Raw genomic sequence first — 26,488 nt, 5'->3', positions numbered from 1 at the left:
CTAGAACGTCACCACCTTGGCCGTCCGGTAGCGCATCAAAGCCTGCTTAATGTCGCTAGGCAAGCCGATTTCATAGCTCTCGCTTACTCCACCTTCTGAACGGCTAGAATCACCCTCAGTCCCTTGACGATTGAACATTACGATCACTAACTGTTTAACGTAAACGCCCATGTTACCGACCAACTTTGTTCTATTGGTATAGTCAAGGACTTGAGCTAATGCATCGTCGTACATGTCGCTCAAAAGGTCGGTATCGTCGGTTCCCAAGCGCTTTGAAAGGGCGCTCACTACTGAATCCTTGTCCATAAGATCACCTTTAAGCCAAAACTTGAGCTTGGAATACTTCGTCAACAGCGGCAAAAGTTGGCAGCATGGTTGCGGAAGCAAATTCCCAAGTAGCAACCGGGTCTTCACCGGATTCGTAAATCTTGGCAAAGACGTTGCCGATTTGAGCGGCTTGAACAGCACCAGAGGCAACAACACGCAATTCGTCCGGGGTTGGCCCGTAAAGCTTTTCGCCCAACAAATCGTCATTCATAAGGACAATGCGGTTTTCTGGGAAGTAACGTTCGGAAGTGTAACCGCCCTTGCCGTCTTCGGCCTTGTACTTGCCATCGTAAGAACGAATGATAGGCAAGCCACGGGCAGTTAAGAATGCGTCAAGGTCAGCTTGACCAAGAATCCGGCCTGAATTAGTCCCGTACACTTCCGCAATCAGCTTTTCATTTCTGTAGATGTTTGACAGAACTTTCTTTGAAGTCAATGCACGGGTTGGCGCAATGTCCAGCTTGTCAGACCAGTCTTCCAAGTCCTTCAAGATGTCGGCATCAGTGGTTGACCATGCACCAGACTTGGAAACATCGGCTTGGTGCGCCTTTGGAACACCGTAATCAACAGCGATGTTGTTCTTCTTATCGGTAATCTTACCGGTTGCCAGCATTTCCATAGTCATTGCTTCACCACGGGCCAGAACGCCTTGAACAAGTCGGTCAATGTCGTTATAAACCTGCCGGCGCAAATATTCTTGTTCAGCCGCATCACGAGGCTTTGCCAATGCGTACAGGTCGCTTTCCTTGAGCTGCATCTTGTTCTTTACGTAAGCCAATTCAGCGGTCATCTTTTGGGCGTCCCGTGAACGGGTGGTTGCTTCGGCGTCGAATGCTGAATAGTCAGCGATTACCGGCGTCCGGTTGCCTTCCAGCAACATGTCAACTTCAAGAGTGTTGACCTTGCGGGCCGGAAACAGAGTGTCACCCATCAAAGTCGGCCATTGGCGGTTACGGGTGTAATCCAACAGGTCATTTTGTGGGAAAAGTTCGGTAATTGGCGTTGCAAATTGTTGAAGATTGAAATTAATGTTCATGTTTACTCCCTTCTATTACTTGCCTGACGTGGTTGAAGTAGTTGACGTCGTTGACGTGGTTGAAGCCTTAGATTCGTTGTTGTCGGCGTCCATAAAGTGGATTGAAGCCATTGCGGCGATTGCGTCGCTTGATGGTGCTACCGGCAACTTGTCTTTCAGAATCCAGCCTGCACGGATAACGCCTACCAATGCCGGGTTGTGGTCAACGTAAACGTCATTGATAGTCACGCCGATTGCCTTGCTGTCGTTTGACGGGTAAACAGTGCCCGCCGGAACGTACTTGTGGCCGTCATCGTCGGTCTGAACGTTGTAATTAGTGGAATCGATCGTTTCAGTGAATGAAACAAACTTTTCGCTAGCCATAAAATTAATTTGGCTGCTGTTGGTTCTTTCTGCGTACATTTAGTACTCCTTTCAATTTATTTCCAAAAACTTTCAGAAAGCTTCTTTGCTCGTTCTTTCTCGTTGTTGGCGTCCTTAGCCATCTTAGAGCCTTCACTTTCAACCGCCTTGCCCTCTGCGCCTGCACCCGGGGCACCGGAAGACTTGGCTAAGTTGATTTGCGTTTGCTTATCTACTGCATTGCGGAAAACGGTCGACATGCTCTTGTATTGGTCTTTCAAGGTTTCAGTGCTTTCAAGCTTGAAAAGCCCGGCCAGTTCGGTTGGGAGGCCGTCTTCACCTAATTTGGTAATGACATTGGCCTTGTTTTCACGAATGGTCAGCTCTTTTTCCTTGGCTTGCAAGGCTTCGGTCTGCTTTTGAAGCTTATAAGCCGCCTTTTCTTCGGCTGTCATGTCGCTGATTTTCTTCTTCTCAGCTCCTTCAGATTCCCACTTTTGGCGGGCCTTGCTCAATGCCTTTTCAAGCCGCTTGTCAACGGTGGAATCCAGAAATGAATTGAACTCTTTTTCCGTTTGAAACGTCTTGAAAGGCTGATCTTGCCCCTTTTCAGTGTTGTCTGAATCGTTGTCAGCACTTTCGGCTGCTTGATCTTGGCTATTTTCGCCATCTTCGGCGAATTGTTGCAAATTAAACTTAAACTTGGTTTTCAGAAAATCTGTCATTTTTAATCCTTCCTGCTCGTAAGCCCATAAACGTCACTTTTTTGACCGCAAACAAAAAGCAAGCCCTCAAACGGCCATAATGGCCCCATGAACGCCTGCTAGCTGAATTGCGGTCGGTAACTCTCATACGCTTGTAATGCTCTCGGTTGGGCCTTTTAACGCCTTGCTCGGGGCGATTAATTACAGTCTTGCGATTATCTTAATCAACAAGATGATTACTAAGATCATGATTACGTCAAGAAAGCAACCACAACCCCGGTAATGTTCATTTTCATTCATTCGATCACCTTTCTTATAGGTGGATTATGGCAATAGAACGGCAAAACGGGTGCATTGGTGGCAAATTAACGCCCGGTTGGGCATCGGCCACGTTGAAAATCTTGCCATTCGTTGCCCTGCAAATCTTGCTCGTGCGTTGGTCTAGCACTGCCTCAAACTGGTATTGCTTGACCCCACGGGCTTTCCAGCGGTCAATCTTAACGGCGTTGGCAATATAGTTGCTTTCCGTTCGGATTAAGCGCTTTGCATTGAACATGCTAGTTTGAAATTCGGTCGCTAACGCCCTTGCCATTGCTGTCTCAGTCATTCCGCTCATCTCGTGGGCGTTGAAAAGCTCGGCCAGCCTCTGCGCTAGCTTGTCGGTGTTCTTCCAGATTCGCTCTGAGTAATTAGCACCGTCCCATTTGCGGCTTGCAACCTGCTTTGTGTAATCGGCGGGTATCTCGGTCACTCTATCGGGTGCTTGGTCAGTGTCAGCACTAACCTTTGTAACCTGTTTCCCGTCTTTGTCCTTGATTACAATCTCTTTTTTGCTGTTGGTTGTCAGCTCATCGCCTTTCTTCAGCTCAAATTCCCGCTCTGATTGAAAAACAGCACTCTCTGCCGTTGCTTGCTTCCATGTATCCTTAGCAATCTTTGTATAAAGCTCTTCATTCTGCTTTAATTCCGTTGCTCCGGCGTACTTGGCGGAAATATAAGCCTTGGCCTTTAGCTCTTCTAGGCGTGTTATACGGCTTTTAGCGGCAAGCTGATTCAGGTATCTGTTGATTGCCGCCGTTGCTTCCTTGTCCTCTATCGTGCTTGCTAGCGCCTTGATAGAGACTAGCTCGCTAGCACTAACAGACGTGTCAAGAATGTCTTGAACTTCCTGCTCTGTCATGTCGTCTTTGAAATAGCGGTCATAGATCTTCCGGACCTCAGCGCTCAAATACCTTTGTGCGATTATGTAGCCTTGGTTGATCTTGGCAATCCGGGTTGATGTGTCGTCATAGGCTTGTTGTTCATAGGCCATGGCTCTGTCTATCCAATATTCCTTGTTTGGTTTGACGGTCATGGCGTCACCTCTGCCAGTCGGTCACAACGCTGTCTATCTTGACATGCTCCGGATACTGTTCAGCAAGCTTGCTCATCGAGTTCAAATAAGCCTTATACAGGGCTTTATTGGTCTTTGTGTAAGGCATCAAGACAACAGACAAGCCCGCTCTTGCGAGGCTCTCAGCGCCTTCTACGTTGATTTCTAGTGATTGCGTCAAAGCGGAAACGGCTGCGCAAACCAGATCATGACCATACGGGCCAAATCCAGCATGTCCACTAACTGTTAGCTGAATTAGATCCCCGCTTTGCTTGCTTGTCAGTCTTATCATCGGGAACCTCCTTGTCCTTTCGGCCTTGGTCTTGCTTGCCTTGGCCTTCCATGTAATCCGGATTGCCTTCAAGCATGGCCTGTTGTTGGGCCTTAATGGATTGTGCTGTCTGCTCTTGCATCATCTCATCAACCTCTTTCGGGTCGTCAATGTCAGGCAACCAGCTATAAGCAATCTCCCTTGGAATGTGCCCATCGGCCGCAACGACGTTAGAAACGGCCTCAGACAAGTTAACAGGAATGTTAGGCGTGATCTTGATACCACAACCGGAAACATCGGCCGCTTGTCCACGTACTGCAAGAATGTTCTGAATGAGTTTCAGCCGCTTTCTAAGCCCCTCTGTAAAGTATCTAGTCTTAGTTGCTAACAGGTTTAGAAGCCCAAATAACTTGTATTTCATGGCCTCACCGCTAACATTGCCCATAAAGTTGCTGTCGTTCATGTTCGGAACATAGCTGGTCTTGTGAATATCATCTTCCAATGACTTTTTAAGCAATTCGACTTGCCCCTCATCGAACGTCTTAACCAACCATTCAGCGCTTGCCCCGTCGCTCTTACTTGGCGCATTGTTAATAAAGCCGTGCTTTAAGTCTGCTTGGTCGTCCTCGTTGATTCCAAATCCGTAAAAGATCAATAGAGCATCAACGAACGCCTCTTTGTCGCTTACTCTGTCACTTTGGATAGTGTTGTAAGCGTCAATCAAGCTCACTTCCTGTTCAAAGTCGCCTTGTCTTTCCTCGTTATTGCGGTATTCAACGATTGGAACATCGCCAAAATAATGCGGGCGAATTGTCTTCCGGGTTGATTCGTCAATTCGGTAGCCCTCAAGGGTGCGGTATTCAATAATGGTTGTCTTCGTGTAAACAGTGATTAACCAGCCATTTTGAACGCCGTCTAAGTCAAATTTCTGTTGTGCATAGATAGCAAATAACGGCTCGTGTTCTACCGTATCATCAGTAACCATGACAACCGCCCGGGGGTCAATGCACTCAATCTTGGTTTGCACTCTCTGTCCGTTGATCGGTTCAGGCAACTCTTTCAAATACAGAATTTCATAGCCGTATCCCATGACAGAACAGTCTTTTTCAAGCTCTGTATCGTGTTTCTGCAAGTCCATGGTGTCCATTTCATCAAGCACGGCATCGATATTCTTGCCCTTGGCTGCGGTGTACTTGATCGGATTACCAGTCATGAAACCGACGTTCATATCAGTAATGTACTTGGCATGATTGACCGTTACTTTAATGTTTTTGGTGGTTCGGTCATTATTAAAGATTCGCTTTTGAATGTCCTGCTTGCCGTCATAGTAATCAGACAATTTCTGTAAGCGTGGCTTTTCAAGCATCAGCTTATCTAGCGCATGATTGACAATCTTGTAACTTGGATCATCAAACGTGTTGCCGTCTTGACCGAACAGACTTGCATCTACTGCTAATGATGTCATTTTGCCCCTTTCTAGCCCCAAATAGACCGGGGCTTGGTCTTTATATTCATCTTGATTCCCCGCTTGTGTCGGGTGTAAATTCCATATCTCACGGCGTCCATTACGTCGTCATGTTCTTTCAGTGGCTCGCCGGTCTTTTCATTCCAGACATACTGGTAAATTTCATCGAGGAAATCTTCTACTTTGTCTTTCACGTAAAAGAAATGCCCTGTTTTCATCAAAGAGCCGACTGTTTCAACGCCTGCCATGATGGATTTATCTGCGTTTTGAGACATCAAGCCGGCTGTTCTGAACGCCTGTACGTGCTCCGGGCGTGCGCTATCGCAATAATATCTAATTCCCCGGCCGTATCGCTTTTGAATGTCTTTAGCAACGTCAATCCAGTAATCAATATATTTATGCTTGCCTGTATGCTCTTCAAGTAAGTATGTATTGCCGTCGTCGTCGTCACCAAAGACAACAATAGAGGTCTTGTGTTCAAAACCCCAGTCGACGCCAACATAGTAATGGAGCGGCTTGTCCGGGGCTTTGCTAATGCCCATGCGCTGTTTATCAAAGTCCGAATAGACAACGCCATCACCGGATACCCACAAGCCCAAAATAGAGCGGTCATAGAACATGCCGCTTGGCGTTGATGCCTTTAATGATGTTACATAGTCCTCAGGCAAAAAAGTATTATCGTCTAGCGTAAAGCGAAAAGACTTAATCCCGGCCTTGTCGTTCGCATTATCGATATAGTTTTTCTTCAGCCAGTGTTCGGGGCTGTCCGGGTTGGTATCGCAAATAATCCGGGCGCCTGCCTTTGAACAACGGTTTACAATTTCTTGAAAAACAGATTGCGTTGATAGCGATGTTTCGTTTATGTAAGCGCCGTAACTGGTCATACCACGAATAGAGCGCATACCTCTTTCATTCCCCGTGTAAGCCGGGACAATCTCAACGCCAAAAATATGATAATGCCCGTTTCTGTCCGGGCTTAGCTCAATGCCGAATGTGTTTTCAAGTTCTGAAAGTACGTTGTTTCTGATCGTACCGTTTGAGAACCCGGCCAGAATGTATTTAGGGTTCGGCTCGCCTTCCTTTTCAGCAAGTTCCTTAACTCTTTTCATTTCATACATGAAAATAAAGTTATTTATGAAAGTCTTGCCAGATCTAACTGCCCCGTTCAGAATCAGTATCTTCCACCGGTCTGTTAGATAACTCTTCAGCACCGTTGCTTGTTTCTTGGTCAACAGATCCGCTACCGTCATCAGCCGTCACCCCCTTTGCCAACTTATCAAGGATTTGCTCTAACTGCTGATTGCCTTGATCTTCCATGTGGTTCAGCATTTCAAGCTGTCTCTTGGATATTTCGGCTTGGAACTTGGCCTTTTCAGCTTGCGCCTTGGCCTGCTCTGCTTGGGCGTGGTTAAGCTCTTGATAGCTCTTTTCCCGATACTTTTCGGGCATTCTGTTCTTCATGAGGAACATAAGCGCCCCAACGTCCGGCGGTAGTTTGTTTTCAACGATGGACCAAACAATCTTTTCATGCGTTTCAACATGCTCAACGGCTGCTATCGACGCTTCTTTTTTGCTTGCGTCCGGGTGCTCTTCCAGATAACGCTCTGCATAACGCAATCTGCGGGCTTTTAAGACGCCTTCATCGACTTTAGATACCCTGTACGTGGTCGTGGTTGTCTTAGCCCCTATGGCCTTCTTAAACAGCGCATTTTCCAATTCTACGTTGACTACCTGCTTGCCTTTTTTAAACGCCTCAAGAAACTCCGGGTGTCGCTTTTTCCATTCGTATAGGGTTGTCGTTGAAATGCCCATATTTTTTGCGATTTGCTCATCACTTAGGCCGTCTCTTGCCCAACCTTCAACCAATTCTATGTTTTCCGGCGTATACCACTGATTCCAGCTAGTCCGTGATTTCTTCTGTTTCTTGGGCTTGGCTGTTTGCTTCTGCTTGGCTATATCTGTCACCCCCCTTTAAGCAAAACAAAAACAGCAATCGAATTGACTGCCGTTTCATTTCTATGAGTTCTTAAACCCGTCGATCCACCAACTGGCATTGGTGTTTTTCAATGTGTTTCTGCCGTATTTACGCAAAAACTTGAAATACTTGTTAATGTTTTCCTTGTAAGTGTTGCGGAAACTTTCTTTTGACATCTTAGATTTGGCCTGAGCGTCAAGGATTGTAATCTGACTAGTCAACTCTTTCTTAACGGTGTCATAGAACTTGTTAATCGCCTTAGTGCGGGCATCAATGACCGCCTTTTCCTCGGCTGTCTCATTCTTTCCATGCTCTGCAAAGCTCAAAGACTTGCGCCGGTCGCTTTCCACGGCCTTGTCTAAGTCGTCATGCTCCCACCAGAGAAAGCTTTGCATCTTTTCAATAGTCAAATATCTTTGCCACCGTGGAACTGCCCCGCTGTCGTTAAAAGAGCCGGCCTGCAATTCCTGCTGTGAAAGTACGCCGTATTTTCCAAGCAAGTAAGCTCGGTCATCTAAGAGATCTCCCCAGCGCTTATAAGATTCGTCTTTACTGCTATGTTCGATCGACCAATTATAGGCTTCAACAAAGTCATTTCTGATCCTGTTTGCCCATTCAATTTGCTTGTCAGACCCTTCAAGCTTCGGTAACTGCTCGGCCTTAATCGGGGTGTTGTAATCCTCGCTCTCGGTCTTGGTCTTTGTCTTGGCTCTCTTCTTAACCTCTGATTCAGCATGTCCAGAACGTGTTACATAGAAACTACGGCCGTAATACGCGCCACGTCCACCCATTGTTATGATTCACCTAGTCTCTTTTTCATTTTCTCGCCAAACGATTCAATCGGAATCAGCGTCGGATCACCTTTCAGCTCATCGATTATCTGCCCGTAATACAGGATTTGCGTTGGCTGTAGCCTGTCTATCATGGCGTTGTAACCTGCTAAAAAGCTTTCTTTCGTCTCTTTGCTCTGCATAACGCCAACCGTGCTTACTGCTACCGGCTTGTGTGTTGGCTCTCCGTCAAAACACCATTCAAAGCTTGATTCATCACTCCATGCGATTGTTGGAATGACGCTGATTCCTTGCATTTCCATGTAAGCCCCGATCCAGTGCTTCCGGTAATGATTCCAGATCTGCATTGCCTTGGGGAAATCCACATACAAAGAAAAATCCGGGCTTGTAACGTACGTTGCCCTTTGTAAACGGGTAATTTGGCGGTCAATCTGCGTCCATTCACGTTCAAATTGATAGTCGTCAATAAAGTGATGTACGCCAAACGCTCCCGGCTCTTTGTACGAATTCAGCATGTTGAAGCTGATCCAGTCCACCGGCTCAATAAAGTCAACGCCCTTAATTTCAGGAATCCCATATTCTCCGACCCCGTCAAACAAGGCTTTTTGTGCGTTTTGAAATGGCGCTTCAAAGCCGTCATCTTCGTCTTCCAGATCGTCTTCAATGTCGTCTGTCGGTATATCAAAGCCAAAATCGCTCATGTCGATGTCTGTTATGTCTGCCAGCTCGGTTTCCAGCTTGTCCAAATCCCAGTCGGCCGCCTCGTTTGTCTTGTTGTCTGCAAGTCTGTAGGCCTTAACCTGTTCTTTGGTCAGGTTGTCTGCCACTACCACCGGCACTCTGGTTAGTCCTAAATGCTTTGCGGCCGCTAGTCTGGTATGACCAACAATGACAACGCCATTTTTATCTACCACAATCGGCTGCTTCCAGCCAAATTCTTGAATAGAGTTGGCAACGGCTTTAATAGCGCTCTGGTTCTTTCTCGGATTGTTTGGATACGGCTTGACGTCGCTAATTTGCCAATCTTGCACAATCATAAGTCAATCGTCTTGCCTCCCATTCGTTTAATCTGCGCTTTAAGGTCATGGTATTCTTTGCGGATCTGCGTCAATTCGTTTTCAGCTTGCTTTCTGTTCTTTTTCAGCATCTTGATATAAGCCGCTCTATCGAATTTTTGCCCGCTAAACTGCGCCATTTCCTCAGCACGTTTGACCTCACCATTAAGCCATGACGTGTTACCAGTCAGCGCCCATGAGCGCTTAACTACTTCGTCATGCCATGCGCTCGCTTTTCGTCTAAGGGCTTCAATTTCGGGACTGGTCTTGTACTGCTTTTCCTTTGGCTTTGACGCATCTTTTTCAGCTTTCAGCAAATCAAAAGCCTTTTTATAGTTGTCAACCGATTGCTGATAAGCCCGGCGCTTGTTTGCGTCCTTTTCAGTCTTTAACAGCTCCCTAATCTCTTTTTGTTGGAGAAACGTTGACTTCTTAGGCCGGTCCTCCGGTTTCATGTAGTCCTTATTTCTCCAGTCCGTAATGCGCTTTTTCCACTCTTCAACGGAAATCACGTTGCTTTTACGGGTTGTGCCATAATAAGAACCTCGTCCACCCATTTTATCCCTCCTTTAGGCAATAAAAAAGAGCGCTGATTTAGCGCTCCGTGTTATTCATCATCTTCGTTATCTTCAATCTCATCACCGCCTGTTAAATCATCAAGCGGATCATTGTCTACCAAGACTGAACCAAGCTCATTTACTGCCAGCCAGAACGGCCAGCCAATAAACTTGTTTTCAATCGTCGGGTCGTCCACAAGCCAACAATAGCTCTTGCTTCCTAATGCTTGAAAGCTTTCGCCAATGTATCTGCCTAGAATCAGGCCGTTTTCTTTTGCATACTTTTCAGCAACTTCTAGTGCTTTTTCTTTAGTTAGCAATTCTTTCATTTTTTCTCGCCTTACTTCATTTTAACCGGGCGCACAATGCTATTTTTTTACTAGTCTTTGAATGTCAAACTCTTTATTGTCTGATCGCATAAACGTAAAGCCATATTGGTCAATCATGCCAAGCAGTTTCTTTCCCAAATACTTGCCCATTGTCTTGGCCTTTCTGCCAGTTTGTGCATCAACGTAAAGCAAGCCTTTTGCTGTCCGCTCTACGTTGATTGTGTGCCCATTCTTGCCTCCCCGCCAACCCCAAGAAATAATACCATGTTGGCCCGGTTGCAGGCCTTTTAACAATTCTTGGTCAACCGTCGCCGGTCGTTTTGTCGTTCGCCTTGGAAGTACAATCATTTCTGAACGGCTCCGAATGAGACTATTAAATTCTTTGTAGCCTATGTCCCCTCTCTTGCCGCTGTTGCTTTCTGCTTCAACCAGATAACCACGTCTGCGCATTTCATAAGCGATAACAGACCGTTGGCAATTAATACTGTAAGCCTTGTTTGCCTTAGCAATCTGCCGCATTTTGCCAACCGCTGTCGCATTTTTGTCAAAAGCTGTTTCAGCCGCCCGTTTCATGCCTTGACTGCCACTCAGCTTGTCCCTTAACGTATCAAGATAAGCATGGAAAGCCTGATCTGCGGCTCGCTTGTTTGCGGTATACTCTGCCCGGCCTTCAACGCCGCCGTGGTAGCTTGGATTAGCATTGTGGTTGTCCGCTTGGTCAACCTGCATCCGCTCGCCTTTATAAACCCCTGTAGCCGGGTCTTTTTGCAGCTTTGGTGCCTTTTGTTTCTCTTTCTTTTCCTTGAGCACTTTCTGTTTTGATCTAAGCGCACTCCCTCTTCCGCCCATATATCCTCCTAAGTGAAAAATACCCGCCAATTAACGCTGTCCAGCTTGGCGGGGTAATTATAACGCCGCCGGGATTCGAACCCGGCTAACGCATCGCAATGTTTGCTCTTGCCTGTCGTGTCGTGTCTAAGCAGGCCCCTTATCGGGGTTATTTGAGCAATAAAGAGTAACAAACCTCCGCAGGTTGAAAGCTCTCTCATGACACGCTCACCGTCTGATAGTTTACCCGGGTCATCGCATGTCTAAACCTTGAGGAAGGAGTCGAACCCTCAACAAGGCTGAAATACTAGCTGATAACTAGCAATGACTGTCAAACGACACTGCTATTACAACAACCGCCCGGAACCGTCCGGGCAAAGGCCTGTGCCGGAATCGAACCGACACTAGAACCACTCAGGCCTGCTAATAATTTTTTGGAAAAGAAAATTAGTGCAAAAATGCAATTACAATGAGAAACTCATCTACTGTTCACTACCCGGCAAAAGAGTGAAGGATGTATCAACAAAATAAAAATAGGATCACACCAGTAAAAAATATATCTTTAAAAGAAAGAGAAACCTTAAAATATGACAAAATAATTTTACATACCAAAAGGTCGCCCCGGGAAAAAGTGAAACCGGGGCTATAAGCGCCGACGGATTCGAACCGCCTTGCGCCTATTTGCATCAAAGTCTTGTATTCCCAATGCAAATTTGAAGCAATTATTACTAAATAATGATGTGTGTTGTGAAAAACGATGTAAAAACGGAAATTATTTGAATTAAAAGTAGAAAACAAAAATGTTGGTTTTTGCTGTCGCTTAGTGCCCGTATTTGCGGGCTATGCTCTTGTTTAAAAAAGACATTTTGAAAAAGACTAAGCCGCTAACAACCACAACTAGCGGCTAAACTGATTGCGGGAATCGAACCCGCCACTTCCGGCGCTTGCAACATAGACTTAGTTAGATCTTGATCTCATTTATCTATTGCCGTAAAGCTGGCCCTCTGCCAACCAGTTCAATGTGTATTCCTGCTCATCGAAAGCGATCTCCTGCCTTGAGTGTCTTTCAATCACTTTCGACAATACTATAATAAAGCGTTTCAGCCGCATCTAATCCGCAAACTTTGCGCAATTTTTGGCCCTTTGCATGATTTGCAAGCATGGTTGGTCCTGAACATGATAGACAATCTTCCAATACTCGAACCGGTCTGCAAATTCGCATTGCGCCATGCGCTTCTTAAAGTCAAATTGCCGATCACTGTAGCCTATCTTTTGGGCAATCTTGAAGTTCTGCAAGCCTCTAATGTAATAGTCAACCAGAATCTGTTTATAAGGCTTTCTGTAATCAAAGTCTGAACAATTTTGGATAGTTGCCACAATGGCGTTAACGACCTGCCCGGCGTACGTGCCTTCAATTATCTTGGCTTCCTGCGCATTGCCCGGCGATCCGCTTGGCATGCCGTTCATTGAAGGGCTGCTAATGTCTGTCCGGTGCTTGCCGGAAAGTCTTAAATACCGTTCAAAATCGTGTTTCAGGTATCTGTCCACTGCCTCGCCGGTTTTCTGTGGGTCAACTTCTAACATGAAACTCATAGAAACGCCCCCAAATCGTTCAGAATCGCCTTAGGAAGCTTTGTAATGTCGGTCAAGGCATAATCAGCCATGACTGCCTTAGAAAGGCCTCTATCGTACACTAAAAGGCCATAACCGTCGGCCATGCTGTCACCGCAAACAATGGTTTTGATATTGCCAAAATTGTTGTATACAGAAAACCCGGCCGGGACTGTCTGCGGTGTAATTCTTTTTGCTGAAAGGTAAACGTGATAGTCTTTCATTCTCTAGCACCCCCAATAAATCGACATGAAACTTGTAATCATTAGCACTGTAAAGGCTAGAGTGCTAATCCACGTTGGTTTAAGAATCAGCCAGATCACCGCAAGGATCCACAAGCCCCAACTAACGCTAATAATTGTCGCCGTCATTGTCCACCTCTTCCATGATTCTGTTTTCAATTTCCTGCAAGACACGGGACAACCGCCAACCTGCCAGTCTGTCCTCCGTAAAGAATCGCTTGTCAAAAGACATAAGCGCTCTGTTTTCTTTCATGACTACGATCTGCTTGCCTGTCTCCGTAACAGTGTAGCCATAGATCTTATAATTCTTAAAACTCATTCCAATTCCTCAATGGTAATCTCTACTCTTGCCTCTGGTCCGTACACCTTAACGGTGTTTGTCATGACAATCTGCTTGTCGTCTTCATAAGCAAGGCCATTTAAGGCATCGTACACGCCCTTTTCAATGTTGTCCGTGTCAGGCTTCTTTGTCGGCCATTCTAAGCCCTTCAAGCAAGCTTCCGTCCGGGATTTAGAATATGACTTCGGAACTCCAAACACGGCCTTAATTGAGATCTTAACCGGCTTTGTCAGCGGCTTTCCGATGTAAGCCTGCTGAAAGCTTTGGGCAATCTTGGCCTTGTACTGCCGGGACTTGGGCGGGTCGTACGTATGAACGAACTTGCCTTGTCTTGCAAATCTTGGCCGGCCTTGTCCGACCGGATCACCATTTACCACAAAATCAATCTGCATTGTTCACCTCGTCAATAATCGCCGCTATGTCTTCCGGCTTAATGCCTCTGTCAATCAGCTTGCCAAAAACGGCTGCTGTCTTGGCCTTGGCAATGATGTCGGCATAATGACTGCCAAGAAACAGCTCCCCGGCCAATTCCTGCCCTTTGTGCCAGCTATCCAGCCAATCATTTTCTTTCATTTTCCTGCTCCTTTAACTCGTCTCATGTCTCTCGTCTCTGTCTGCTTATCTAATACACAATTTCAGCGCTGTAGTCGTACTTCGTAACTCTAATTGCGTCTCGCTCTGCCTGCCGTCTCAGCCTGTCAGCTTGTGTCATAGCTGTTTGTAAGCTCAAATAGACCATTGCATGACCGTGGCTGTTATGCACGATCTGCCAAGTCAGGCCTTCCCGACGCATTACTGCCCACAAAGTCGGGTTCTCGTTGTCTCTAATCCATGTCGTCATACTCTTGTGGCTATTCTTCCTTCAATGCCTCCGGGCTTGACATCAACCGCCAAGGCCTCATCAATCGGGACAAGCATGCTATCAACAGCCTCTTGCCACGCTTCCGGCAACCATCTTTCTTTTTCCTGCTTCAATTCGTCCATGGTGTACGCCAATTCGTCCAAGCTCTCCCGGCTGGTGGTGCCGTAACATACCAGAAATTGGTTGTCGTCACCAATGCGGAAAACTTCCCAATAACCCGGTTGGGGCTTACAGTTCAGAATTACATACCTTTCCGGCTTTTCCCGCTCTTCTTCGGGCGTTTCTGCAAATTCAACCATTACTTTCAGCGCTTCCGTGTTGAAGATGAACGTTTCTTCACCAAAAAACGTCCAATTGTCATCGCCTTTTGTAAGCCGGGCAACCACCGGCGGATTGTCGTAAACGCCTTGCCCAAAATAGGCAACCGCAACCCCGGTAGTCATGAACGTTTCCTCATAGGCAACAAGCCCGTGCGGCTTGCCAACCTTGTTAAATGCCTTGATAAACTCGCTAGTCTTCATTGTCTTGCTCCAATTCCTTGACCTCATCAATAATGAACTGCACTACCTCACCAATAGACGCTGCTATCGCCAACGCAAACAGCGCCGTGAACGCCATCTTGAAAAATTCAAGCATGCTTACCCTCCTCTGTAGATTTATGAACTTGCCGCTCAATTTCAGGCATTTTTGACCGCAAAAACTCATACAGGCTCTTGACCATAACCGGTAATTGTTCATCGCCCAATTCCCTAATATTGGCTGATTCTTTCTGCAATTCCTCGATTTTCCCTGCCGTGTTGGACATCTCCCATTCTTTCAGCAATGTGTGTGCAATTTTGATGTAAATCTGCTGAAATTCTTTTGGGAAATAGCTTTGATGTGTTTTGATCCATTGCCAGACATCAGCGGCACGATCCGTCTGAGGGAGCTCCCAGCTATACGGCAATTTATGGACAAATTCGGCTGCTACGCCTAATTCGCTCTTTTCGCCACGGTGTTCCATTAACTTGTCATAGTGGTTATTAAGGTTTTCAACATGGCTAACAGCGCTCCAAGGAATTAAATGTTCCCGGCCGGATTTGTCATAAACCAAATACACTTTTGAAAGCGCATTGCCACTATCGAGCACTTTGCAAAGCTCATCAAAGCCTACCGTTGCGTCCAAGCAATCGCCATTAGCGAAATAGAATCTAGTTTGAATTTTCATCGGTAATTCCTTCAGCTTTCTTTCTTGATGTCTCGTTTGTGAATCAGCTTGATTTCGTCTCCGGGTTTCCAGAGATAGATTCCGCCTCTGTCGGCCTCCTGTCTCATCAAGTCGTAATTCCCATTCCGTTTCTCGCCAATAATGACCGGCGGAACAACCTTGTAGCCTTTTAAGATCTCACCGCTTTTCAGCGTCACGGTTTCCTCTTCGATCACATAGCCAGTGTCTACCTCAAAATAGGACTTTCCTTCCAGACCTCCCCCCGGCCATTCAGCCTTACTATTGCCGAAAACCGGTGCTGCTCTTTTTACCAAATAAAGCATTGTTTCCGGAAACTCTGTATAGCACTTCCATGTTTCCGGGTGGATAACCGCTGTGTGCATAGTCCCGAATGGCTTGCCTGACTTGGTAGAAACAATGTTGATGAAATTCACGTCAATAATTCCTGCGATCAAGTCAAGGCCTTCCTTTTCTGCCACTCTAGTAAGCGTGTCAGCCAATTCAAGCGTGTTCATGTCTTTTCTCCTTCACAATTTGCGGTGCGGTCTAACGTCAAAGCTGACTTTCTTGATGTCGTGGGCGTATACCGCTTTTGTTCTTTCGCCGTCCCAGATCCACATTCTCCCCCACCGTTGCCAATCGTCCGGGAAATGAAAGTCAATAACTCTGTAGCCTTCGATCTGTTCACCGTATTCTGTTTCAATGGTCGCCTTCCCTGAAACAGTCCCATAATCGAACCAGAAACAGCGGGTTAAACGAGAATGCTCATCTTGCGTCTGCATGTTGTCATCTATTGGGGCGTCCAATGAAATGACCGGGCCAACCCGGTTGATGTAAATAACCATATTTTCGAAAAATGAATAGTTTATTTCGCATCTCCACAAGTTCTTACGCATCAATGATTTAAAAATCTCTCCAACGACTTTCCGCTCTCGCAAGCTCACGATATCAATGAAATGCTGATTGATCGGGTTGACTTTCGCATAAAAGCCACCCCAGCGGGCAATCTTGTTGAACCGCTTTACAAAAAACTCGGTCGTCATTTCTTTCTTGAAATCATCAGAATCCATGTTGTTTCCCCTTTGCCATTTCTTTGCAAACATGGTCAATCCTCATGCTGTTTAGCAAGGGCTTCAAAGTCTGCTACTAACGCTTGATAGCGGTCTGAGGCTTTCCGAATTTCTCTCGGGTCGTTGGCAAGATTAATCATTTCAACGCCAATTTTGCCAAAATCTTTTCCTGTAGCCTTGCCGCTTTCCAGCAAGTAAATAACAAGCAACTTCAGTGCTTTCAGCAACAGCCGCTTATTGTCCATGTCGTTGACAACCCTTGCCATGTAATCGATCCAGATTCCGGCAAACACATCGGCGAAATCTTCCGCATTCAATTCCAAACTGTATTTCTTTTCGTCTTTTTGTTCTTTCGGCTCTTTCATTTCAGGTCTCTCTTTCTTTTAACTAAAACGGCAAATCGTCACTCGAAACGTTGATGTCCGGCTCTGGTTGCGCTGGTGTACTCCAACCGCCCGCCTGTCGGCTGAAATTGCCCGCTTGTGGGGCTTGCGGTGTCGGCTGTGGTTGATTGCCTTGAGCTTGGTTAAAACCGCTCTGTGGGGCGTTATAACCGCTGTAATAGTCCCCTGATTGTGACCGTTGACTTTCCAACAGCTTAAAGTCATGGCACATCACTTCAGTAACATAGACTTCCTTGCCGTCCTTGCCCGGGTAATGCCGGGTTTGGATAGATCCGGTAATGCCAATCATGCTGCCCTTGTGCGCATAGGTTGCCAAGTTCTCGGCTTTCTTGCTGTATTTGGTGTTCCAAATTACACAATTAATGTAATCTGCTTCACGGTTGCCCTCTGCGTCCTTCGTTGACCGGTCAACAGCCAAGGTGAAAGTCCCGACTGCCGTGCCGTTTTTGGTCGTTCTCAAATTTACGTCCTTAGTCAAACGGCCAACCAATACAACGTTGTTAATTCCTGCTGACATGCTATTTCTCCTTTTCTCTTCTAGCCTTGATCTTTTGCGCCCAATCTTCGTTTTTGATCTGTACAAAAGCCCGGGCAACTTCCTGCTTGTATTTCTGTTCGTGTAGATTCATCTCTTCCTCTGAGTTGAACCCCAACCGCTGCCAATTTGGCGGCACTTTCTTAATATTCATCTTGTTTCTTGTCTCCCTCGAAAAAGCAATATTTTTGGATCCACTCCGTAGTAATTCGAAAGTTTCTCCAACACTTCCCTTTTTGTCTTGCGCCTCCCATTTTCATACTGAGAAATGGTTGACAACGGGATGCCAGTCGCCTCTGAGACTTGCTTGAGGGTCAGCCCCCTTCTTTCCCGTACACGCTTTGCCCCCATTGGCGTAACCGTGGTGCAGCAATACCAAACCGGTTTAGCAAAGCGGACACTGACCGGGCAGTCGTCTTTCAAATAGTCAACACTAACGCCGAAATAATCAGCTAACAGCCCCCACATTTCAGCCGTAGGGCTATTTTTTTCGTTTTCCCAACGTGAAATTGTTACGTTAGTTATTGGCTTCTTTCCGTGCTGGACTAAAAATATTGAAAAGTCGTTGGCTAAATCACGCAAAGAGAAGCCTTTTTCAGCTCTTAATTGCTTAATTCTGTTCATGTCCCATCATCTCGATAATTGTTCTTTTGATCTTGCTATAGTCGGCATAGCTGTAATTGACCGGATTCATGAGCATCACGCTAATGGCAATTAGAACGGCCTTAACAGGCTTCCGGTAGACGTGGGCATAATTTAACCACGATTCCCTTGCAAACCTCGCTACGGCCTTCTATAGCGCTTCTAGCGAATGCTTCAGCTAAAAGGCTCATACGCCCTCCAGCCGTTTGTCTGAAATGCCTGAGAAATCAAACCGGGTATTTGCCGAATTGGCAAAAATTCTAGAAAAGATCTTGGAATCATAGACTTGACGTAATTGCTTGTCAGACAAGTTTGTTGTAATGATGATTCTGTCTTGATTCTCCAAAACGTCATAGATCACGTCTTGAACCCACCGGCTGGCTTCCTGACCTTGCCGGCCCATTGAAGACTCTGTACCCAAGTCGTCAATGCAAAGCAAATCAACGCTTGTCATGATCTGAATTGCCTTTTCCTTGGTCCAGTACTCAGTCGGGTCTTCAAACGAGTTCTTAATCTTGTTAAACAGGCGGGAAATGTTGACAAAGGCCATTGTCTGCTGGCTTTCCTTGTGCACTTTCTGCATCAAAGCCATGGCTAAATGGCTCTTTCCTGCGCCCGGTTGCCCGTACAGGACCGCATTGTGTGCGGTGTTTTTGGCTGCGAAAGCGTCTGCCGCCCGGCTAATTTTGTGTTTCATGAACGCCTCCCGGGTGTTTGGTGCGGCCACAAAGCTGTCAAACGTACATGCCCACATTTTCGGGCTGACAAGCGAATTGTCTCTGAACTTTCTTTCGTTGATAGACCGGCTGGCCTTTTGGTCGAATTCGGCCTGCATCTTCAATAACTGCTCATTCTGGCATTCAGGACAATAAGCCTCGTCCTGCTTTGTTCTCAAAGAGAAATACACCAGCTTGTCGCAACCATGGATAGGGCACTTCTGCCCGCTTCTTTTGGCTTCCAGTGCGTTTTGGAAAGCCTCCATTGCAATGCTCATCTTGCTTCCCCCTTTTTCATCGACGCTTGAACACGATCAAGATAATCGTTATCAAGCGAGAATTTGACGATTTTGAGATGGTCTTTGTCGTAGTACTCACGCAAGCGCTTGTACTGTACACGGGCTTTTGAATAGCTGGTGTACAACATCGCATGCCGTGTACTTGTTTGTAAGATCTTCCATTCACTGAAAGGCCGATCATTACGGCCAATCAGCGCCCAAATCTCTTGTTGATCTAACAGAATCTGTGTCATTTTTAATCCTCCCTAGAACGGCAGATCATCTTTGTCCGGATCCCAAGTATCTTTAAACAGGTCTTGGTATTCCGGCGGCGTATCGTCCTTTTCTACTTTCTCGTTCAGGTACTGGTCAAACTTATTTCCGAAAAGAGTTGACGGGCGTAAGTATTGATTCATGTTTCTGCCGTCTTTAGATACTGTGTCTGCCCAATCAGCAACCTTGTTGTCAATGACTGTCTTGAAGTCATCAAGGCGGTTGCCTTCTTTCCAACGGGCTTTAATCATCTTTTGATTGCCTGCCACATTCTTGTAGCGAGAACCTGTTTTCTCGTTAAGGTAATCAATGATCTGTTGATAAGGGATTCTCTCAGCGGGGGTGGTAGAGCTTTGCTCTACTCTATCCTCTTCTACTGATATATTCTCTTGATCTCTTAAATTGATATATTTAGGGTCGTCATTGCGACCTACCCTCGGTTGCGCCTGCGACCTACCCCCGGTCGTGTCCTCGGCCAACCCTTGGGCGCTCCCACGACCTAGTGAAGGGCCAAGGGTTATATATCTTCCAAGAATCTGCTTTTTGTCATCGCTATAGACAACCTGCCGTTTGATGTATCCTCTGTCTTCCAGCAAGTTCAAATAGCCTTTAAGGGCTGTCTTCTTACAGTCAAGCCGTTCGCACAACAGGCCGTTTGACATGTAGAACTTGCCCGTTGCGTTCAGCATGGTGAAGATTTCACCAAACAGAATGATCGCTTTTGGCTTCTTCAACAGCTCCGGGTCTCGTGAGACCTTCGTTGGAATCATCAAAAAGAATTTACTGCCTTCAAATTCGCTCATTGTTTCCTCCGTCTCTCCCGGGCATAAGCCCGCTTGTGCTGTCTCCTTCGTTCGTCTGCCCGGCGTACGCTTGGCGGGACTTCTTCCGGGCTAACAAGAATGTCAACGACACTCACACCCATTGCTTCGGCCAAGTAGCGGGCCATGGTCAAGCTTGGCTTGTTATGGTAGTGAAACCACTTTGAAAGGAGATCACTATCAATTCCAGCCTTTTCGCAAAGCTTGCGGGCTGAAACGTGATTGACCCTCAGCCATGTCCGAACGTAAACAACGTCCAGAAAAGGGGCATCATCTCCGTAATGCCTCATTTCCAAGCTCCCGTTGCCTGCACTCTTTGAACAAGAGCCATGTTTTGCGCTGATTGGTGCGCCCATGCGTCAAGCTCTTGACTCTTTGGACTGCCCTTGCCGGCTTGCATGGCTTCCGCATAGAGTTGAAGCAAGGTCGTTCCGTTGGCGTCAACGATCACGCCTGCCGCTTCCTGCTTGGTTGCCTGCTTGGCTTCAAATTTGGCGGTCGCTTCTGCCCGCAGCCGTTTCTGTTCGGGTGTCTGCCGCTTGATTGGGCGGATCGGCTGCGAATTGCGGTCGTCCGTGTTGTCCAAAGAGTCTGCGTCGGTGCTGTCGTCCAGTAAGAACAGCTTTAGCAGGGCATACTTAACGGCATAGCTTGAAGCCGTGCCCATGCATTGCTCGGGACTCATTCCCTTGTGCATGGAAAGCTCTGCGTAACCGTGGACAACTACGCTTCCTTCATCGTCGGTGTAGGTTGCGGTTGCTACGGTCATTGCACGCCCGACGATCTCTTTGATCTCTTCGTCGACATGCAACTTTGCCCCGTACTTAACAAGCAATGGCTTGGCCGCCTCGTAAATGTCGGTCGCTGACCGGTACTTGTAATGCCCAAAATCGTTGTCTTTGCTTTTGCCTACTTTCATTTCTGATTGAATCAAAGTGATGGTAGGTACTTTCTTTTCAGTCATCGTTCTGTCTCCATTCCTGCTTCAAGGCCTCGTCATAGACCTTGCTGATAACATCGTCAATCGCCTTTGCGCTTAGTGCGTACTGAACGACCTGTTCAATCGTTCCCGCATAAGTGTCGGGCAATTCGCTTTTCAATTTCTTTAAGTACCTGATCGACCCGGCCGGCGACTTACTCGATTCAACCGCCTCAACATAGAGACGGCTTTCAAGCTCGCTGACTTGGTCGATTATCTGGTCTTGATAGCTCTTTAAGATTTCAGAAATCGTCATGATGTTCCTCATAGTCTTCAATGTCGTGCAACAGGCTTTCTAAGTCGTCCAGCGTTGCGTCGGCTAAGAAATCCCCGATGTCTTCAATGCTTCCAAGCCCCGTGGATTCTAACAGGACGCCCACAACCGTTGTCCGGTCGATCTCGTCAATCAGGTATTCCCGTTGGGCTTCCTCGTCGGGGTTGTCAACGTCCATAAGCTCGGCGGCCTGCTCCATGATGAACTTTTGCCGGGCTTCAACAATCATGTGGTTTTCAATCTGCTCCATTTTGTGGTACACTTCCTTTGTAGATTTATTAGATATTAGATTGTCTCGCTGCGCTTCCTTACCGGGAGCGCTTTTTGTTTGCCGTCGTGAATGCGTTTGACGCTTCCAACAGCTTTTTGATTGTCTCTTTTGACACCAAACCACCTCCTTTCTAGTTGAAATACTTCTTCTTATCCGGGTCGCCAATGACGACACCGGCCAACAGACCCAACACAAACCAAGCAACGCCTTCAATTACAGAAATCATGTTTACCTCCTAATTCACTTTGCCAACCGCTCATTCCAGTCAATTTCTAACTGGTGTTCTTCAATCCAAGCGGCCGCCCGCTTTTCAAAAATGATGGTCCCCCTTGACCCCTCGGCCCGGTGCGGGTTGACACACCAGCCGCCGTTGGCCCAATCGGTTTCAGGGAATCGATCAAAGACAAAGGTTCTGACCCATTCTGCTGACTTTCCACCGCAATATTTACGGCGGAACTCATTGATTCCGATTGTTCGGCCGGTCAAGTCCTCTTCCAGCCGGGGGCGTTGCTCTTGAACTGCCTTGGCGATCATCTCAGCCAAGGCATTTTCGTTAATCAGATTCATTGTTGTCTCCTTTCAAAATCTTGTTAAAGCGTGATCTGCCCTCTGGTGTAATGAACGTTTGGGGAAAACCGGAATGGGTGTCCTTCACTTCAAAGTAGCGGCCAACGTATTGAGCGTATGGTTGAAGACGTTTGTTAGCGTCTCGGTAGACGTACTTGCGGTCTAACAAAGCGTTGATAAACTTCTTTTCTTTCAAGTTAAGTAATTGAGCTGTCCGGCGGAAATTCGTTAAGCCGTGTTTGTCGATTACCTCGTCGTAATAGGCAACTTTTGGTGCTTGCAACTTGAGTTGCTTTTGTGCCAATTCCCGTTCTTGCTCTTCCTCAATCCAACGCTTGGCCCGTTCTACTTTGTTTTCGATCATGTAACTGTCAGGCTTTTGGTAGCTTCCAGTCTTACGAATGTCTGGCAATACTTTGCTGGTCACCCAATGTTTGAAGACCTTAGCGGTTGGCAACTTAGATGAAAGAATCAGACCATAAAGTCCAGATTCGTTGATTAACGTCATTTCTCTGCGCTGACCTGCGTACTCGATTTGGGTACGCAGGGTGTCTTCTTCATCAACATGCTTTTGAACAGCGTTACGATAATTTGAGTAGCCTAGGGCCTTGGCAACATCATTGCCAACAAACCAAGGTTGGTTATCAATGAGCAAGGCTCTGATTTTGGTCTCTTCAAAAGAGAAAGCTTTGATTTCTTTTTCGCTCACGTTATATCCTTTCTAAACGTTTTGTTGAACTTTATTTTAAAAAAATGCGGTAGTCGACACCAAGCGCTTTTGCAATGGCAATCGCTTTGTCGGCCGTAAGCTTTCTTCTACCGTTTAGAATCAAGCTTACATACTGCTCTGAAATGCCCATCTTTTGGGCAATCCAGCGATTTTTGACGCCTGAACGCTTCACTTCTGCATTCAGCATTTCAAGAGCGTCGTTTCTTAATACAGACATAATGCCTCCTTTCCACTAAACGTTTTGTTTAGCTATTGATGTTTACATTCTACTATACATTATGTTTAGAATCAACCCTTTTGCTAAACTTTTTGTTGTGGTTTCTTTTCATACTGTTTAGTTTGGCGTAAAATGTGCTTAAAAGTATTGAGAAAAGGAGGAAACTTAAAATGTCTGACATTAGCACAAGACTGACATATTTGAGAGAGCGCCAAGGTTGGACAAAAACACGGGTTGCGCAGTCGCTCGGAATGAGTCTCCAAAAGTACGCCAACTATGAATACGGAAGCCGTGAACCGGATCTAGAAACGATCTCAAAGATAGCAGCACTTTACGACGTGTCCACTGACTACCTTTTAGGTAGAGAAAAGCCTGAAAAAAGAGAAATCGATCTTGCAAAAGATCCGGAGGTTCTTCTTTATAACGGTCACAAGGTCTCGCCCGATGACATGGGAATCATTAAGGCAATTCTTGAAAGACACGAAGGCAAGAATTAACAGCTATGGATAATGCAATCGATTTTGCAATTAATGCTGTTCTTGGCTATGGTGTAGGTATAGAAATTACCTACCAGCGGCCTGATTTCAAATCTTGCGCCGTAGTACAGCATAATTTGGTAATCATTAACCCTAATGCCAATCCTAAGCCAATGCTCCCCTTTGTCATTCTCCATGAACTAGGCCATATCGTGTTAGCACATCATGAACTTGATTGCGTTTCACCCTCGGCCAAGATCAAGCAGGAACACGAAGCAGACGAATTCTCAACCGAATTGATTTGGACCTACTCCCAGCGGTTGGGAATCAGCTATAACAACGCTTATGACTTTATGTCAGCGTTTGGAATACCTAGCAAAATGTTTGGCACGGTGGTTAATTTGATGAAATTTAGTGTGTGATAAATCCGACTGTCGAAAATTCGGCAGTCGAAAAAAGAAAGAGTGAAAGAAAATGGATGACAAGAAAACTACTCCAACGAAGAAAACAGAAAATACTGAAAAGAAAGAACCGAAATTCTGGAAGGGCGATACAGCAAGCGCCTTTGCTTACGCCATCACGATTGGCTTCTTTGTAGGTGCAGCCAACATGATTTTCCTTCATTGGGGCTGGCACCCGGGCACTGTCTCAATGATCTTGACCTTTTTGATCGTTGGCACTAACCCGGCTTTTGCAGACAAACGGACGCCTGAACAGCGCAAAGCCGACGCAGACAAGGCGATGCAACGGATCCACGAAGAACGGCTTCAAAAGGAAGCCAAGGCCGCTAAAACGCAGGCACAAGCAGACAAGATGGACATGCAATTAAAGAAGAATCAGCTAAAGATCCAAAAGCAACAGATTAAGGACATGAAACACTCTATTAAATGCCCTCATTGCCATAGTCACAACGTCAAGCCCATCGGCGTGCACCGGAAAGACTTCAGCCTCAGCCGTGAAATTATGTGGGGCTATGGATCAGGATCAAACGGCAAAGCAACCAAGAAAACTGATTTTGTTTGCATGAAATGTGGCAAACGGTTTGTTAGATAGAATAGCGCCAACATGGCGCTTTTTTCATACCAGCGTAGTTGTAACTACGGAGGTTATAAAATGCCTTACATTGAGAAACGAAACGGAAAATGGCGGGCCAAGGTCTCTTGGAATGGTGTAGATGGAAAGAGACACACAAAATCAAAGCAAGGCTTTGATACCAAACGGCAAGCCATGCAATGGGCGGCTGAAATGGAAGTTGCCAAGGGAAAGAAACAGATCTCTAATCAGGACCCGGTATTTGCGGATTACTACCTTGACTGGCTGAAAACCTACCGCTTAATGAAATTGTCGGAAGGTTCAAAGAGTGTCTATCTGAACACACATAAACAGGTATCTTCTTTTTTCGGAACAGCCAAGATCAGCCGAATCAGCCGGCGGGACTATCAAGAATTTGTAAACAAGGTCGGCGCAGATCATTCCAAGTCTTACATGCAAATCATGACGGGCTTTATAAGGTCGTGCGTCCAGAACGCCATTGATGACGGCTTGATCTCTGTAGATTTTACGAAGAAGTCAACGATGGTTTGGAATGACAAGAAAACCCGCAAGGTGGAATATCTGTCAATCGCTGAAATCAAGCAGCTAATCAGCACGCTTGAAGACGGCATTAAACCAACCCAGACGGCCCGCTATATGATCTTGACGGCCATTTATACTGGCATGAGAATTGGGGAGATAACGGCTTTGAAATGGTCTGACATCGACTTTGACAAGCATGTAATTAAGGTTAATCACACGTATGACGAACGAAGAAAGCAGGTCAAGAAACCTAAAACAAGCCACTCAATTCGCACAATCCGGGTATCTGAGGATTTCTTAAATGAATTGCGTAGCTTGAAGATTAACAGGCAGCCGTTTGTTTTTGCCAACGTGATTGGTGACTTGCCAACTCAGAGCACTGTTAACAGCAATCTGCGCAAGTATTTAAAGCTGGCCGGAATAGCAAAGCGAGGGTTTCATTTCCATAGTTTACGCCATAGCCATGTTGCCCTCTTGCTTTATCATGGCGTCTCGTTGTATGCTATAAGCAAGCGACTAGGACATGCCAACATGACGATCACGTCGGACACGTATGCCTATTTGATTGACGAACTCAGGCAACAGAGCGATGACCACATTGAACAAATCCTAGATGAACTATCCAATTAAACAGCAAAAAAAGGGCACGTTTGAGATCAAAAACGTGCTCTTTTTATGTCTTGGTTCCCGTTCGGTTCCCGCCTGCCTATTGAAACCTTGATATAACAGGGCTTAAAGGCCATATTTGTAAAATACTTAATTTATCTTAAAGTAGGCCGGTTTCTTAACAAAATTTCAAAGTTATTGCAAGCCTTGACTTTATTTTTTCAGTTTATTTTGCTTAGTTAACTTAATTTTTACAGGACTAAAAGACAGCGTTTTCATCCTGCCAGCAGCTTGCTTTACCTGGATTTAACTTTTGGCATTCCCTCCCGCTTTGCTGGTCAGCGGCCTAAAGATATATGCTAGAATCATTATGTAAGCAGTTAAATTTATCGAAATTTTTCAGGAGCATAACAGTTGGGCATCAGGACTGTTTGTGAAGGAGTTGAAAGCCAAGAGCAGTTTGACTTCCTTAAAGATGCCGGCTGCAATCTGGCCCAGGGCTACCTGTTCAGCCAGCCAGCGCCTTTGGATGAGCTTTACCAGAAAATGGCGCCTTATCTTTAGCCAGCAAAAAATACCCGCTATGATATGACCCCCGAAATTAGGACACTAATTTCGGGGGTTATTTTCATGACTAAATACACTAAAGAAATAAAACTCGCTATCTACCACGAATGGGTAGACGATCATAGAAGAGGCACCTACCTCAGCCGAAAATATGGGATGGAGCGTGGAGGAAT

The 26,488-nt window shown here is 46.1% G+C and carries 43 protein-coding genes; 5 read left to right on the top strand and 38 right to left on the bottom strand.

The features are described from left to right. The 38 genes from lacNas_RS08585 to lacNas_RS08405 all read right to left on the bottom strand — a co-directional run bounded on the left by lacNas_RS08585 (position 1) and on the right by lacNas_RS08405 (position 23,091). Positions 1–306 carry a phage head-tail connector protein gene (locus tag lacNas_RS08585; RefSeq protein WP_201331925.1) on the bottom strand — a complete coding sequence of 102 codons (306 nt, stop codon included), beginning with the start codon at positions 304–306 and terminating at the stop codon, positions 1–3. 10 nt (positions 307–316) lie between these two features. After that, a complete protein-coding gene (locus tag lacNas_RS08580; RefSeq protein ID WP_201331924.1) occupies positions 317–1,363 on the bottom strand; it encodes a major capsid protein in 1,047 nt (348 codons plus the stop codon). A 15-nt stretch (positions 1,364–1,378) separates the two neighbouring features. Beyond that, on the bottom strand, positions 1,379–1,765 hold the full coding sequence (locus lacNas_RS08575) for a hypothetical protein (RefSeq protein ID WP_201331923.1): 387 nt from the start codon (positions 1,763–1,765) through the stop codon (positions 1,379–1,381). 17 nt (positions 1,766–1,782) lie between these two features. Then, entirely contained in the window at positions 1,783–2,430 is a 648-nt protein-coding gene (locus tag lacNas_RS08570; protein WP_201331922.1) for a DUF4355 domain-containing protein, read from the bottom strand. 292 nt (positions 2,431–2,722) lie between these two features. Continuing rightward, a complete protein-coding gene (locus tag lacNas_RS08565) occupies positions 2,723–3,763 on the bottom strand; it encodes a minor capsid protein (protein WP_201331921.1) in 1,041 nt (346 codons plus the stop codon). A 4-nt stretch (positions 3,764–3,767) separates the two neighbouring features. Continuing rightward, positions 3,768–4,073, bottom strand: a complete 306-nt coding sequence (locus tag lacNas_RS08560) for a ribosomal-processing cysteine protease Prp (protein WP_201331920.1) — start codon at positions 4,071–4,073, stop codon at positions 3,768–3,770. Further along, on the bottom strand, positions 4,021–5,517 hold the full coding sequence (locus tag lacNas_RS08555) for a phage portal protein (protein ID WP_201331919.1): 1,497 nt from the start codon (positions 5,515–5,517) through the stop codon (positions 4,021–4,023). The genes lacNas_RS08560 and lacNas_RS08555 overlap by 53 nt, the downstream gene beginning before the upstream one ends. 11 nt (positions 5,518–5,528) lie before the next feature. Continuing rightward, complete coding sequence (locus tag lacNas_RS08550; RefSeq protein WP_201331918.1) at positions 5,529–6,767, bottom strand: PBSX family phage terminase large subunit; 1,239 nt, start codon at positions 6,765–6,767, stop codon at positions 5,529–5,531. After that, the gene (locus lacNas_RS08545) at positions 6,670–7,482 is read right to left on the bottom strand and encodes a terminase (RefSeq protein WP_201331917.1); all 813 of its coding nucleotides are present in this window, start codon (positions 7,480–7,482) and stop codon (positions 6,670–6,672) included. Before lacNas_RS08545 ends, lacNas_RS08550 begins: the two co-directional genes overlap by 98 nt. A gap of 51 nt (positions 7,483–7,533) precedes the next feature. Then, positions 7,534–8,283, bottom strand: coding sequence for a hypothetical protein (locus lacNas_RS08540; protein ID WP_201331916.1), 750 nt, complete (start codon positions 8,281–8,283; stop codon positions 7,534–7,536). 2 nt (positions 8,284–8,285) lie between these two features. Next, a complete protein-coding gene (locus tag lacNas_RS08535; protein WP_201331915.1) occupies positions 8,286–9,320 on the bottom strand; it encodes a DUF4417 domain-containing protein in 1,035 nt (344 codons plus the stop codon). Next, entirely contained in the window at positions 9,317–9,895 is a 579-nt protein-coding gene (locus lacNas_RS08530) for a hypothetical protein (RefSeq protein ID WP_201331914.1), read from the bottom strand. Before lacNas_RS08530 ends, lacNas_RS08535 begins: the two co-directional genes overlap by 4 nt. Before the next feature lie 50 nt (positions 9,896–9,945). Further along, positions 9,946–10,224 (bottom strand): hypothetical protein, encoded by a 279-nt coding sequence (locus lacNas_RS08525; RefSeq protein WP_201331913.1) that lies wholly within the window; start codon positions 10,222–10,224, stop codon positions 9,946–9,948. Between the two features lie 39 nt (positions 10,225–10,263). Beyond that, complete coding sequence (locus tag lacNas_RS08520; protein ID WP_201331912.1) at positions 10,264–11,073, bottom strand: toxin glutamine deamidase domain-containing protein; 810 nt, start codon at positions 11,071–11,073, stop codon at positions 10,264–10,266. Between the two features lie 1,089 nt (positions 11,074–12,162). After that, positions 12,163–12,636 (bottom strand): ArpU family phage packaging/lysis transcriptional regulator, encoded by a 474-nt coding sequence (locus tag lacNas_RS08515; RefSeq protein ID WP_201336161.1) that lies wholly within the window; start codon positions 12,634–12,636, stop codon positions 12,163–12,165. A 5-nt stretch (positions 12,637–12,641) separates the two neighbouring features. Continuing rightward, positions 12,642–12,887, bottom strand: a complete 246-nt coding sequence (locus lacNas_RS08510; protein ID WP_201331910.1) for a hypothetical protein — start codon at positions 12,885–12,887, stop codon at positions 12,642–12,644. A gap of 127 nt (positions 12,888–13,014) precedes the next feature. Further along, a complete protein-coding gene (locus lacNas_RS08505) occupies positions 13,015–13,224 on the bottom strand; it encodes a hypothetical protein (protein ID WP_201331909.1) in 210 nt (69 codons plus the stop codon). Next, positions 13,221–13,637: a RusA family crossover junction endodeoxyribonuclease gene (locus lacNas_RS08500; protein ID WP_201331908.1), complete on the bottom strand. Its 417-nt coding sequence runs from the start codon at positions 13,635–13,637 to the stop codon at positions 13,221–13,223. The genes lacNas_RS08505 and lacNas_RS08500 overlap by 4 nt, the downstream gene beginning before the upstream one ends. Further along, positions 13,627–13,818, bottom strand: a complete 192-nt coding sequence (locus tag lacNas_RS08495; RefSeq protein WP_201331907.1) for a hypothetical protein — start codon at positions 13,816–13,818, stop codon at positions 13,627–13,629. Before lacNas_RS08495 ends, lacNas_RS08500 begins: the two co-directional genes overlap by 11 nt. 264 nt (positions 13,819–14,082) lie before the next feature. Further along, positions 14,083–14,628, bottom strand: a complete 546-nt coding sequence (locus lacNas_RS08490) for a hypothetical protein (protein WP_201331906.1) — start codon at positions 14,626–14,628, stop codon at positions 14,083–14,085. Next, a complete protein-coding gene (locus tag lacNas_RS14435) occupies positions 14,618–14,743 on the bottom strand; it encodes a hypothetical protein (RefSeq protein ID WP_280515187.1) in 126 nt (41 codons plus the stop codon). The genes lacNas_RS08490 and lacNas_RS14435 overlap by 11 nt, the downstream gene beginning before the upstream one ends. Further along, positions 14,736–15,314 carry a hypothetical protein gene (locus tag lacNas_RS08485; RefSeq protein ID WP_201331905.1) on the bottom strand — a complete coding sequence of 193 codons (579 nt, stop codon included), beginning with the start codon at positions 15,312–15,314 and terminating at the stop codon, positions 14,736–14,738. The genes lacNas_RS14435 and lacNas_RS08485 overlap by 8 nt, the downstream gene beginning before the upstream one ends. An 11-nt stretch (positions 15,315–15,325) precedes the next feature. Next, positions 15,326–15,829 (bottom strand): hypothetical protein, encoded by a 504-nt coding sequence (locus tag lacNas_RS08480; RefSeq protein WP_201331904.1) that lies wholly within the window; start codon positions 15,827–15,829, stop codon positions 15,326–15,328. A 12-nt stretch (positions 15,830–15,841) separates the two neighbouring features. Then, positions 15,842–16,417, bottom strand: a complete 576-nt coding sequence (locus tag lacNas_RS08475) for a hypothetical protein (RefSeq protein ID WP_201331903.1) — start codon at positions 16,415–16,417, stop codon at positions 15,842–15,844. Between the two features lie 2 nt (positions 16,418–16,419). Continuing rightward, positions 16,420–16,749: a hypothetical protein gene (locus lacNas_RS08470; RefSeq protein WP_201331902.1), complete on the bottom strand. Its 330-nt coding sequence runs from the start codon at positions 16,747–16,749 to the stop codon at positions 16,420–16,422. A 22-nt stretch (positions 16,750–16,771) separates the two neighbouring features. Continuing rightward, positions 16,772–17,305 (bottom strand): single-stranded DNA-binding protein, encoded by a 534-nt coding sequence (ssb, locus tag lacNas_RS08465; protein WP_201331901.1) that lies wholly within the window; start codon positions 17,303–17,305, stop codon positions 16,772–16,774. 1 nt (position 17,306) lies between these two features. After that, the gene (locus lacNas_RS08460; protein WP_201331900.1) at positions 17,307–17,477 is read right to left on the bottom strand and encodes a hypothetical protein; all 171 of its coding nucleotides are present in this window, start codon (positions 17,475–17,477) and stop codon (positions 17,307–17,309) included. Continuing rightward, on the bottom strand, positions 17,474–17,947 hold the full coding sequence (locus tag lacNas_RS08455; RefSeq protein WP_201331899.1) for a helix-turn-helix domain-containing protein: 474 nt from the start codon (positions 17,945–17,947) through the stop codon (positions 17,474–17,476). The genes lacNas_RS08460 and lacNas_RS08455 overlap by 4 nt, the downstream gene beginning before the upstream one ends. Before the next feature lie 205 nt (positions 17,948–18,152). After that, the gene (locus tag lacNas_RS08450; protein WP_201331898.1) at positions 18,153–18,959 is read right to left on the bottom strand and encodes an ATP-binding protein; all 807 of its coding nucleotides are present in this window, start codon (positions 18,957–18,959) and stop codon (positions 18,153–18,155) included. Continuing rightward, positions 18,956–19,213 carry a hypothetical protein gene (locus lacNas_RS08445; RefSeq protein ID WP_201331897.1) on the bottom strand — a complete coding sequence of 86 codons (258 nt, stop codon included), beginning with the start codon at positions 19,211–19,213 and terminating at the stop codon, positions 18,956–18,958. The genes lacNas_RS08450 and lacNas_RS08445 overlap by 4 nt, the downstream gene beginning before the upstream one ends. Positions 19,214–19,225: 12 nt before the next feature. Further along, a complete protein-coding gene (locus tag lacNas_RS08440) occupies positions 19,226–20,035 on the bottom strand; it encodes a conserved phage C-terminal domain-containing protein (RefSeq protein ID WP_244660749.1) in 810 nt (269 codons plus the stop codon). After that, the gene (locus tag lacNas_RS08435; protein ID WP_201331896.1) at positions 20,032–20,343 is read right to left on the bottom strand and encodes a helix-turn-helix domain-containing protein; all 312 of its coding nucleotides are present in this window, start codon (positions 20,341–20,343) and stop codon (positions 20,032–20,034) included. The genes lacNas_RS08440 and lacNas_RS08435 overlap by 4 nt, the downstream gene beginning before the upstream one ends. Next, positions 20,340–21,017 (bottom strand): ERF family protein, encoded by a 678-nt coding sequence (locus tag lacNas_RS08430; RefSeq protein WP_201331895.1) that lies wholly within the window; start codon positions 21,015–21,017, stop codon positions 20,340–20,342. Before lacNas_RS08430 ends, lacNas_RS08435 begins: the two co-directional genes overlap by 4 nt. Next, on the bottom strand, positions 21,010–21,288 hold the full coding sequence (locus lacNas_RS08425; RefSeq protein ID WP_201331894.1) for a hypothetical protein: 279 nt from the start codon (positions 21,286–21,288) through the stop codon (positions 21,010–21,012). The genes lacNas_RS08430 and lacNas_RS08425 overlap by 8 nt, the downstream gene beginning before the upstream one ends. Further along, the gene (locus lacNas_RS08420; protein ID WP_201346775.1) at positions 21,275–21,568 is read right to left on the bottom strand and encodes a hypothetical protein; all 294 of its coding nucleotides are present in this window, start codon (positions 21,566–21,568) and stop codon (positions 21,275–21,277) included. The genes lacNas_RS08425 and lacNas_RS08420 overlap by 14 nt, the downstream gene beginning before the upstream one ends. Positions 21,569–21,817: 249 nt before the next feature. Next, positions 21,818–22,144 carry a DUF771 domain-containing protein gene (locus lacNas_RS08415; RefSeq protein WP_201331892.1) on the bottom strand — a complete coding sequence of 109 codons (327 nt, stop codon included), beginning with the start codon at positions 22,142–22,144 and terminating at the stop codon, positions 21,818–21,820. After that, positions 22,131–22,853, bottom strand: a complete 723-nt coding sequence (locus lacNas_RS08410) for a BRO family protein (RefSeq protein WP_201331891.1) — start codon at positions 22,851–22,853, stop codon at positions 22,131–22,133. The genes lacNas_RS08415 and lacNas_RS08410 overlap by 14 nt, the downstream gene beginning before the upstream one ends. Before the next feature lie 31 nt (positions 22,854–22,884). Continuing rightward, on the bottom strand, positions 22,885–23,091 hold the full coding sequence (locus lacNas_RS08405) for a helix-turn-helix domain-containing protein (protein WP_201331890.1): 207 nt from the start codon (positions 23,089–23,091) through the stop codon (positions 22,885–22,887). 170 nt (positions 23,092–23,261) lie between these two features. Between lacNas_RS08405 and lacNas_RS08400 the strand changes: the two genes are divergently transcribed. From lacNas_RS08400 to lacNas_RS08380, 5 genes are all read left to right on the top strand, one after another. Next, positions 23,262–23,588 carry a helix-turn-helix domain-containing protein gene (locus lacNas_RS08400; protein ID WP_201331889.1) on the top strand — a complete coding sequence of 109 codons (327 nt, stop codon included), beginning with the start codon at positions 23,262–23,264 and terminating at the stop codon, positions 23,586–23,588. A gap of 5 nt (positions 23,589–23,593) precedes the next feature. Beyond that, a complete protein-coding gene (locus tag lacNas_RS08395; RefSeq protein ID WP_201331888.1) occupies positions 23,594–23,989 on the top strand; it encodes an ImmA/IrrE family metallo-endopeptidase in 396 nt (131 codons plus the stop codon). A gap of 52 nt (positions 23,990–24,041) precedes the next feature. Next, a complete protein-coding gene (locus lacNas_RS08390; RefSeq protein ID WP_201331887.1) occupies positions 24,042–24,620 on the top strand; it encodes a hypothetical protein in 579 nt (192 codons plus the stop codon). 60 nt (positions 24,621–24,680) lie between these two features. Beyond that, complete coding sequence (locus lacNas_RS08385; RefSeq protein ID WP_201331886.1) at positions 24,681–25,772, top strand: site-specific integrase; 1,092 nt, start codon at positions 24,681–24,683, stop codon at positions 25,770–25,772. 390 nt (positions 25,773–26,162) lie between these two features. Then, positions 26,163–26,312, top strand: coding sequence for an EAL domain-containing protein (locus lacNas_RS08380; protein ID WP_244660748.1), 150 nt, complete (start codon positions 26,163–26,165; stop codon positions 26,310–26,312). Positions 26,313–26,488: the final 176 nt, after the last annotated feature.

The organism is Lactobacillus nasalidis (assembly GCF_016587775.1).
GTDB lineage: Bacteria > Bacillota > Bacilli > Lactobacillales > Lactobacillaceae > Lactobacillus > Lactobacillus nasalidis.
This window is presented reverse-complemented; position numbering and strand designations above follow the sequence as displayed.